Genomic DNA, 9,760 nt, shown 5'->3' with positions numbered 1-9,760 from the left:
GCCTGCCCGATGACCAGCCACGCGCTCTGCCGCGACAGCGGTGCGCCGCGGACTCCCAGGAACAGCCGCGGGGTCGCACTCCCCCGCCGCGACAGCTCCGGCCGCACCCGCGTGAGGTAGGCGTCGACCGCCTCGCGCGCATAGGAGCCGACCGGCACGATGCGCTCCTTGTCGCCCTTTCCGCGCACGCGCAGCACGTCACCGTGCGCGAGATCGTCGACGTCGAGCTGGACGATCTCCGAGATCCGCGCGCCGGTGGCGTAAAGCAGCTCCAGCAGTGCGCGGTCGCGAAGACCCACGAGGTCACCCGGCAGGGCATCGGATGCCGCAGGCCCCGAGGCCTCGATGAGCGCCTCCACCTGCGCGATGGTGAGCGCCTTCGGCAGACGCCGCGCTGCCTTGGGCGGTCGCAGCCTTCCCGTCGGGTCGTCGTCGGAGACCCCCTCCCGCACCAGGTAACGGTGAAACGACCGCACCGCGGATTGCAGCCGCGCCAGGCTCGACGCCGCCGGCGGCGGGGCGGCCGAGGCGCGGTCGGCGATGAACGCCGACACCACGTCAGCCGTCACGGCATCGGTGTCAGCGATCCCCTGCGCCTCGAGCCAACGCGCGTACCCGTCGAGGTCGCGACGGTAGGCGGCACTGGTGTGCTCCGAGAGACCGCGCTCGACCGCGACGTGACGGAGGTACCCGTCGACCGCGCGCTCGATGCGCATGTCAGTGGCCGGCGGCCCCGGATCGGCGCAGGCGCTCCGCGGCGGCGAACGCTCCGATCGCGAGGATGCCGTTGCGCATCCGCCCCTCGAGGATGCCGGTGATCACGTCGTCCAGCGGCACCCACGCCAGGCGGATGTCGCTCTCCTCATCACCCCGGGCGTGCTTCTCGGCGGCGGCGGTGAGGCCCCGCGCGAAGAAGACGTGCAGCACCTCGTCGTTGCCGCCCGGTGAGCTGTGGAAGGTCACCAGCGGCTCCCACTGCGCGGCCACGAGGTCGGCTTCCTCCGCCAGCTCCCGCCGTGCGGCGTCGACGGGCGACTCCCCTTCGACGTCGAGCAGGCCCGCCGGAATCTCCCAGTCGCGGCTGCGGATCGGGTGCCGATACTGCTGGATCAGCAGCATCCGCCCCTCGTCGTCGAGCGCGACGACGGCCGCGGCACCGGTGTGCGCGACGTAGTCACGCACGATCTCGCCGTCGCCGTATCGCACGGTGTCGCTGCGGACATCCCACACGCGTCCCCGGTACACCAGCTCGCTGCGCACGACCTCGTACTCGACGGGCTCGTCGCGGAGCTCGGCGGGGTCGGGGAACTCCGCGGCGCCTGAGTCAGGCATTCTCGACGTCGAACAGTTCGCTGGCGCGGTGACGCTCGACGGCCGCGGCGATCAGCCCGCGGAAGAGCGGGTGCGGCTCGGTGGGCCGCGAGCGCAGCTCGGGGTGCGCCTGGGTGGCGATGTAGTACGGGTGCACGTCGCGCGGCAGCTCGACGTACTCCACGAGTCCCAGGTCCGGATTCACGCCCGAGAAGACCAGGCCGGCGTCGGCGATCTGGTCGCGGTAGCGGTTGTTGACCTCGTAGCGGTGGCGGTGACGCTCATAGGCGACGTCCGAGCCGTAGACCTCCGCGGCGAGAGACCCCTCCGCGAGCTTGGCCGGGTACAGGCCCAGGCGCATGGTGCCGCCCAGGTCGCCGCCTGCGAGGATGTCGACCTGCTCGGCCATCGTCGCGATGACGGGGAACTCGGTGTCGGGGTCGAACTCGCTCGACGACGCGCCCTCGAGCCCGGCGACGTTGCGCGCGTACTCGATCACCATGCACTGCAGGCCGAGGCAGATGCCGAGGGTGGGGAGGCCCTGCTCCCGCGCGAACCGCAGCGCGCCGAGCTTGCCCTCGATGCCGCGGATGCCGAAGCCGCCGGGGATCACGATGCCATCGACGCCCGCCAGCGCCTTCTCGGCGCCCTCGGGCGTCTCGCACAGGTCGGAGGGAATCCAGGTGATCTTGACCTTCGTCTCCTGGCCGAACCCGCCGGCCTTGAGCGCCTCGGTCACCGACAGGTAGGCGTCGGGCAGGTCGATGTACTTGCCGACCAGGCCGATGGTGACCTCGTGCTTGGGGTTGTGCACCGCCTGCAGCACCGTGTTCCAGCGCGTCCAGTCCACGTCCGCGGCCTTCGAGAGCCCCAGCGCCCGCACGATGTAGTCGTCCAGGCCCTGCTCGTTGAGCATGGTGGGGATGTCGTAGATGCTCGGGACGTCCACGGCGTTGACGACGGCATCCTCATCGACGTCGCACATGAGCGCGATCTTGCGCTTGTTCGACTCGGTGACAGGCCGGTCGCTGCGCAGCACCAGCGCATCGGGCTGGATGCCGATGGAGCGCAGGGCCGCGACGGAGTGCTGCGTGGGCTTGGTCTTCTGCTCACCCGAGGCGCCCATGAACGGCACCAGCGACACGTGCACGAAGAAGACGTTGTCGCGACCCAGCTCGTGGCGGATCTGGCGCGCGGCCTCGATGAACGGCTGCGACTCGATGTCGCCGACCGTGCCGCCGATCTCGGTGATGATCACGTCGGGCTGGGGATCCTCGGTCGCCTGCAGTCGCATGCGACGCTTGATCTCATCGGTGATGTGCGGGATGACCTGAACGGTGTCGCCCAGGTATTCGCCGCGGCGTTCCTTGGCGATGACCTGCGAGTAGATCTGCCCCGTCGTGACGTTGGCCGACTGGTTCAGCTCGATGTCGAGGAAGCGCTCGTAGTGGCCGATGTCGAGATCGGTCTCGGCCCCGTCGTCGGTGACGAACACCTCGCCGTGCTGGAACGGGTTCATCGTTCCCGGGTCGACGTTCAGGTAAGGGTCGAGCTTCTGCATGACCACGCGCACGCCGCGCGCGGTGAGCAGGTTGCCCAGGCTCGCTGCGGTCAGTCCCTTCCCCAACGAGGAAACGACACCGCCTGTCACGAAGATGTGTCTGGTGGTGTCGTTCGAAAGGGGGGCCGCGCTAGAAGTTTCCGTCACGGGCTTTCATGCTACCAGTCATGCGCCGCCGAGGCTGAGCAGTTCGCGTGCGTGGGTGAGTGCCGCCTCGGAATCGGCCATCCCCGACAGCAGTCGGGCCATTTCGGCCTCTCGGTCGGCGCCGGCCAACCGCCGCACGCTCGACGCGGTCACCGACCCGTCGCTGGCCTTCACGACGGTGAGGTGGTTGCCGGCGAAGGCGGCCACCTGCGCGAGGTGGGTGACCACGACGACCTGCGACGATTCGGCGAGTCGCGCCAGGCGACGGCCCACCTCGATCGCGGCAGCCCCGCCGATGCCGGCATCCACCTCGTCGAACACGAACGTGGGCACCGGGTCGGTGCCGGCGATGACCACCTCGAGCGCCAGCATGACGCGGCTGAGCTCGCCGCCGGAGGCACCCTTGGCGACGGGCCGCGGCTCGGCTCCCGGATGCGGGGCCAGCAGGATGGTCACGTCGTCGCGGCCGGCGGCCGATGGCGACCCCGGCGCGACCTGCACCGCCAGGCGCGCGTCGGGCAGGGCCAGGGCACGCAGCTCTTCGGTGACGGCCGCGCCGAGCCGCTCTGCGGCAGCCGTGCGGGCGGCGGTCAAGGCGTCGGCGGCGGCGTCGAGCACGGATGCCGCGGCGTCGCGCTCCTCCGTGAGACGCTCGACCCGGTCGCCGTCGTCGTCGAGTTCGGCCAAGCGGGCCGATCCGGTGCGCAGCAGGTCGATCGCGGCATCCACCGAGCCGTGCACGCGAGACAGCGTCGCGAGCTCGGCGCGACGCTCCTCGACGAGGGCGAGCTCCTGTGGTCCGGTCTCGTCGAGGTCGGCGAGGTATCCCGACAGCGACTGCGCGAGGTCCACGGCGCGGTACCCGATCTCGGCCGCCTGCTCGGCAAGGGCGGCAAGAGAGCCGTCGCGGTCGGCGGCACGCTCCAGAGCCCGCCGGGCCTCGGCGGCCAGCGCCGCGACGTCGGGCGCGTCGTCGTCGGTCGACAATGCCGCGTGGGCGGTCGCCGCGGCCACGCGCAGGTCCTCGGCGTGCGCGAGACGCTCGGCCCGACGCGTCAGATCGTCGTCCTCCCCCGGCTGCGGGTCGACCCGTTCGATGTCGGCCAACAGCAGGCGCAGCTCCTCGGCCTCGCGCGCTCGGGCGTCGCGGTCACCGGTGAGCGTGGTCAGCTCGGCGTCCAGCGCCCGCCAGGTGTCGTATGCCGAGCGGTAATCCGCGAGTGCTGCGGCGACCGGCGCACCGCCGAACCTGTCGAGGGCCTCGCGCTGCGCGACGGCTGAGCGCAGCCGCAGCTGATCCGACTGCCCGTGCACGACGACCAGCTGGTCGGCGAGATCGGCGAGCACCCCCGCGGGCGCGGTGCGGCCGCCTACCGTCGCACGGCTGCGACCCTCGCTCGAAAGCGTGCGCGCCAGGTACAGCTCCGCGTCGCCCCCGCCGATGGGCTCGAGGTCTCCGCCCGCCTCGCGCACCCGCTCGGCGACGGCTCCGTCGTCCGGGACGATCCACGTGCCCTCCACCGATGCCTGCGGCGCCCCCGAGCGCACGGCACCCGAGTCCGCGCGCTGACCGAGCAGCAGCCCCAGGCCCGTGACGACCATCGTCTTGCCCGCGCCCGTCTCTCCGGTGATCGCGGTGAACCCCGGGCCCATCGGCAGGGTCGCCTGGGCGATGACACCGAGGTCGCGCAGGCGGATCTCCTCGATCATCGCGAAACCTCGCAGAACACGGCGATGCTCACGGGGCCTCCGCCTCGACCGGTCCGACGGGTCCCCGCCAGCCGGTCACGGGCAGCTGGAACTTGCGCACGAGCCGGTCGGTGAAGGCAGCGGGATGCAGCCGCGCCAAGCGCACCGGGTCGGCGGAGCGGCGCACGACCACGCGGGCGCCCGGCGGCAGATCGTGCGAGCGCCGCCCGTCGCACCACAGCACGCCGAGGCCGTTGTTGCGCTCGAGCACCTCGATCGCCACCGCCGCCTCGGGGCTCACCACCAGCGGGCGCGCGAAGAGAGCGTGAGCCGACAGCGGGACGACCGTAATCGCCTCGACGGTGGGCCACACCACTGGTCCGCCGCCCGAGAAGTTGTACGCCGTCGACCCGGTGGGTGTCGACACGACGACGCCGTCGCAGCCGAATGACGACAGCGGGCGGCCGTCGATCTCCATGACGACCTCGAGCATCCGCTCCCGGCTGGCTTTCTCGACGGTGGCCTCGTTCAGCGCCCACGTCTCGTAGATCACCGTGTTGGTGGCATCCTTGATGCGCACCGACAGGGCCATGCGTTCCTCGACGACGTAATCGCGGGCAATGACGCGGCGCACCGCGTCATCCATGTCGTCGCGTTCGATCTCGGCCAGAAAGCCGACATGCCCCATGTTGACGCCGAGCACCGGGGCGGTGCCGTCACGGACGAGTTCGGCGGCCCGCAGGATCGTCCCGTCGCCGCCGAGCACGATGGCCAGCTCGATGTCGTCGACGGCGACATCGGTGCCGAGGGTGGCGACGCCCGAGAGATCGATACCCGTGAGATCGCCGCGATCCTCGGCGGTGACGACGGGGTGGGCGCCAGCGGACTGGAGGGCCTGGAAGACGCGCTGGGCAGCGTCGGCGTTGTCGCCCCGGTGGGCGTTGACGACGACGAGGATGTGTCGCTGAGGCTGCGTCATTCGATCTCCGCCAGTCGGTTCACGGTGCGCAACCATTCTGTCGGATTGCCGTCCACGCCCGGACGCAGATGCACCAGATACTCCGCGTTGCCGTGCGTGCCGGCGATCGGCGACGAGATGAGTCCGCAGGTGCCCAGGCCCGCGTCCCATGCCGACCACAGCACGCCGGCGACGGCGTCGGCGCGCAGGCCGGCGTTCTTGACGAGCCCCTCACGCACGCCCGTGCGCCCCACCTCGAACTGCGGCTTGATCAGCAGGACGATGTCGGCGTCCGGGGCGCAGACGGCCACCACGGCCGGCAGCACGTGCGCAAGCGAGATGAACGACAGGTCGCCGGTGACCACCGACGGCGCCACGTCGACGCCCGAGGCCGCGGCGAGGCTCTCCGGAGTCATGTGCCGCACGTTGAACCCTTCAACGGCCCGCACCTCGGGGTCGGCGGCGACGGATGCCGCCAGCTGACCGTGGCCAACGTCGACGGCGAGCACGGGATGGGCGCCTCGTTCACGCAGCACCTGCGTGAATCCTCCGGTGGACGCCCCCATGTCCAGCGCCGTCCGGTCCTGCACGTCCACGGCGAAGGCGTCGAGTGCGGCGATCAGCTTGTGCGCCGCTCGGCTGACGTAGTGATCGGATGCCGCGACGGTGATCGCGGCATCCTCCCCCACGCGTGCGGACGCTTTCACGAGCGGTTGCCCGTCGACGCTCACGAGGCCGGCGGCGATCAGCTGCGCGGCGTGCGTGCGCGAGCGCGCAAGCCCGCGCGCAGCGACGGCCGCATCGAGACGCTCCGTCATGCTGAGGGGTCTGCCGGGCCGGACTGCAGCCGACGGGCCAGTTCGTCGTGCAGCGCCGCGTACCCCTGGGCCCGCTCGTCGAGGGGCTGGCCCTCGATCACCTCGAGCGCCGACAGCAGATCTTCGCGCGGCTGCGCGGGTTCGGCTGCGGACGGCTCGGGCGCGGCATCCATCGACATGCCCCCAGGATAGGCGCTGGTCCGCCGGATCAGGGCCGGTGGAACGGGTCGGCGTACAGCCGCTCCGGCACGCGGAACCCGAAGATGCCGCGTCCTGTCGCCCAGATCGCCGCCGCGCCCGCGCGCACCAGATCGATGGGGCGCGAGCCCTCGGACAGGATGTGGACGTCGGGTCCGTCGATACGGACAGCCGCATCGCGCACGGTCGTGACGTCGCCCTTGATCTTCACCTCGGGGTAGGGCTCGTGCAGTTCGCGCAGGTCGCCCAGGATGTACGTCGGCCGCGAATGCGGCGGCGCCGCCAGCACGTGCTTGGGCCGGTCCACCCCGGTGAGGACGAGCACCGACGGGATGCCGGCGGCCTGAGCCCCCGCGATGTCGGTATCGAGGCGGTCACCGAGGAACAGCGGGTTCGATGCGCCGAAGCGGGCCACGGCTTCGTCGAAGATCGGGCGTTCCGGTTTGCCCGCCACGACGGCGAGCCGGCCGACCGCGGTATGCACGGCCGACACCAGGGTGCCGTTGCCCGGAGCGAGACCCCGCGCCTGAGGGATCGTCCAGTCGGTGTTGGTGGCGATCCACGGGATGCCGCCCTCGTCCTCGGGCAGTGCGAGCGCGTACGCCGCTTCGGCCAGGTGCTGCCAGCCGACGTCGGGCGCGAAGCCCTGCACCACGGCGGCCGGCGAGTCATCGGCGCTGCGCGTGACTGCGTAGCCCGCCTTCTCCACCTCGACCGTCAGTCCGTCACCACCGACGACGAGGATGCGCGCGCCGGGCGCCACGCGCTCCCGCAGCAGCCGCATGGCCGCCTGCGGACTGGTTACGACGTCCTCGGGTTTGGTCGAAGACAGGCCGAGTTCACGCAGGTGGCTTGCCACCGTGGCGTCGGTGCGCGAGGCGTTGTTGGTGATGTAGCCGAGCCGGCGGGTCTGACCCGCGCGGACGAGGCTCTCCACCGCGTGCGGAAGCGGGCTGGGTCCGGCATAGACGACCCCGTCGAGGTCGGCCAGAACGACGTCGACTCCGTCAAGCGGCGTCGGCGTGGCGTTGCGCGAGAACAGCGCCATCACTTCTCCGGGGCGTCGTCCGACAGCCCGGCGTCGTCGAACAGCGTCTCGCTCTTCGGGTCGATGGCCTCATCGGCCACCGCAACCGTCTCTGGCTCCGCGGCCGTTTCGGGCTCCGCGGCCGACGTGGCCCCCGACTCGGCTTCAGAGGCGTCGGCGCCATGAGCTTCGGCGTTCTCAGCTCCAGCCTCAGCGACGACCGCCTCAGCCTCTTCGGCGTCGGCCTCGTCACCCTCAGCATCGTCGGGCTCGAGCGCGAGCTCCTCGACCTCGTCGACGATCTGGAACTCCTCGTCCGCCGACGAACCGAGAGCAGCGTCGATCACCTCGGCGGCGACGATCGCGCGGCGCTGCCACTCGGCGGACTCGTCATCGCGTCCGAGCTCTGCCAAAACGGTCGCGCGGGCGGCGAAGAGCGCCGGGCTCCACTCGAAGGCACGGTCCGGATCCAGCTCGGGAATGTCCAGCTCCGCCAGTGCACGCTGCGGCTGCCCGAGGTCCAACTGTGCGCCGGACATCGCGATCGCGAGCTCGACCCGCGCCGGGGTGGCAAGCGCCGCGCGGTCAACCGAGCGACCGAGCTCGAGAGCGCGGTCGGGCCGTCCCACGCCGCGCTCGCTGTCGACCATGAGCGCGATCTGATCGTCGCGTCCCGAGATGCGGCGGTATGTCCGCAGTTCGCGCAGCGCCAGGGCGAAGTCCCCGATCGCATATGCCGTGATGGCGGCGGTCTCCCGCGCGACGGCGATGCGGCCGGCCCGGCGAATCGCGGCGAGGGCGTGCTCGTGTGCCAGCTGCGGGTCCTCCTCGATGAGCATCGCTGCCATCGCGAGGTGGCGACCGACCTGCTCGGCGTTCTCCTTGCTCAGGGTCTTCAGCTCATTGCGTGCCGAAGGGTGCAGATCCGCTGCAGTGACGTCGTCGGGGATGTGCGGTCCCGACTCACGCTCTTCCTGCGGGGGACGCGAGACTCGGCGATCGTCACGGGCATCGAACGGGCGCCCGCCTCCATCACGCTTCGCATAGGGCTTGCGGTCGCCGTCACGCGGCGGGTACGACTTCCGCTCACCGTCGCGCGGAGCGTACGGACGACGCTCACCATCACGGGGCGGGTACGACTTCCGCTCACCATCACGAGGGGCGTACGGACGACGCTCACCATCACGGGGCGGGTACGACTTCCGCTCACCATCACGCGGCGGGTACGACTTCCGCTCACCATCACGAGGGGCGTACGGACGACGCTCACCGTCACGCGGCGGATAAGACTTACGCTCACCGTCACGGGGCGGATAAGACTTACGCTCCCCGTCACGAGGCGCGTACGGACGACGCTCACCATCACGCGGCGGATAAGACTTCCGCTCCCCGTCACGAGGCGCGTACGGACGACGCTCACCATCACGGGGCGGGTACGACTTCCGCTCACCATCACGCGGCGGATAAGACTTCCGCTCCCCGTCACGAGGCGCGTACGGACGACGCTCACCATCACGGGGCGGGTACGACTTCCGCTCCCCGTCACGCGGGGCGTACGGACGACGCTCACCGTCACGCGGCGGATAAGACTTCCGCTCACCGTCACGAGGCGGGTACGACTTACGCTCGCCATCGCGAGGCGCGTAGGGACGACGCTCACCGTCACGAGGCGGGTACGACTTACGCTCACCATCGCGAGGCGGGTACGACTTACGCTCACCATCGCGAGGCGGGTACGACTTACGCTCACCATCGCGAGGCGGGTACGACTTACGCTCACCATCGCGAGGCGCGTAGGGACGACGCTCACCGTCACGCGGCGGGTATGACTTCCGCTCGCCATCGCGAGGCGGGTACGACTTACGCTCACCATCGCGGGCAGCCGGCCGGTGATCACCGTCGCGCTTCTGGTACGGCTTGCGGTCGCCCTCGCGCTTCACGAAGGGCTTGCGCTCCCCCGAGTTTCGCCGGTCGTCGGACACGTGCTTGGGGCGCCGGCGTTCTTCGCCATCCGGTCGCTTGTCGTCCGTCATCTCGGCTCCTTCCCTATT

9 protein-coding genes are annotated in these 9,760 nt (G+C 70.9%); all 9 read right to left on the bottom strand.

The genetic code is table 11. The features are described from left to right. Window positions 1-716: site-specific integrase (locus NQ160_RS12580; protein ID WP_257515572.1), on the bottom strand; the 716-nt coding region annotated here is incomplete at its 3' end. A gap of 1 nt (window position 717) precedes the next feature. Then, complete coding sequence (locus NQ160_RS12575; RefSeq protein ID WP_257515571.1) at window positions 718-1,332, bottom strand: NUDIX domain-containing protein; 615 nt, start codon at window positions 1,330-1,332, stop codon at window positions 718-720. Then, window positions 1,325-3,019, bottom strand: a complete 1,695-nt coding sequence (locus NQ160_RS12570) for a CTP synthase (protein ID WP_257515570.1) — start codon at window positions 3,017-3,019, stop codon at window positions 1,325-1,327. The genes NQ160_RS12575 and NQ160_RS12570 overlap by 8 nt, the downstream gene beginning before the upstream one ends. An 18-nt stretch (window positions 3,020-3,037) precedes the next feature. Next, complete coding sequence (gene recN / locus NQ160_RS12565) at window positions 3,038-4,729, bottom strand: DNA repair protein RecN (protein ID WP_257515569.1); 1,692 nt, start codon at window positions 4,727-4,729, stop codon at window positions 3,038-3,040. Window positions 4,730-4,757: 28 nt separating this feature from the next. Beyond that, window positions 4,758-5,687: an NAD kinase gene (locus NQ160_RS12560; RefSeq protein ID WP_257515568.1), complete on the bottom strand. Its 930-nt coding sequence runs from the start codon at window positions 5,685-5,687 to the stop codon at window positions 4,758-4,760. After that, window positions 5,684-6,484 carry a TlyA family RNA methyltransferase gene (locus NQ160_RS12555; protein ID WP_257515567.1) on the bottom strand — a complete coding sequence of 267 codons (801 nt, stop codon included), beginning with the start codon at window positions 6,482-6,484 and terminating at the stop codon, window positions 5,684-5,686. The genes NQ160_RS12560 and NQ160_RS12555 overlap by 4 nt, the downstream gene beginning before the upstream one ends. Next, entirely contained in the window at window positions 6,481-6,663 is a 183-nt protein-coding gene (locus NQ160_RS12550; protein ID WP_257515573.1) for a hypothetical protein, read from the bottom strand. Before NQ160_RS12550 ends, NQ160_RS12555 begins: the two co-directional genes overlap by 4 nt. 29 nt (window positions 6,664-6,692) lie before the next feature. Then, on the bottom strand, window positions 6,693-7,730 hold the full coding sequence (locus NQ160_RS12545) for an HAD-IIA family hydrolase (RefSeq protein WP_257515566.1): 1,038 nt from the start codon (window positions 7,728-7,730) through the stop codon (window positions 6,693-6,695). Next, window positions 7,730-8,557: a hypothetical protein gene (locus NQ160_RS12540; RefSeq protein ID WP_257515565.1), complete on the bottom strand. Its 828-nt coding sequence runs from the start codon at window positions 8,555-8,557 to the stop codon at window positions 7,730-7,732. Before NQ160_RS12540 ends, NQ160_RS12545 begins: the two co-directional genes overlap by 1 nt. Window positions 8,558-9,760: the final 1,203 nt, after the last annotated feature.

It is taken from the genome of Microbacterium sp. zg.Y909 (assembly GCF_024626565.1).
This window is presented reverse-complemented; position numbering and strand designations above follow the sequence as displayed.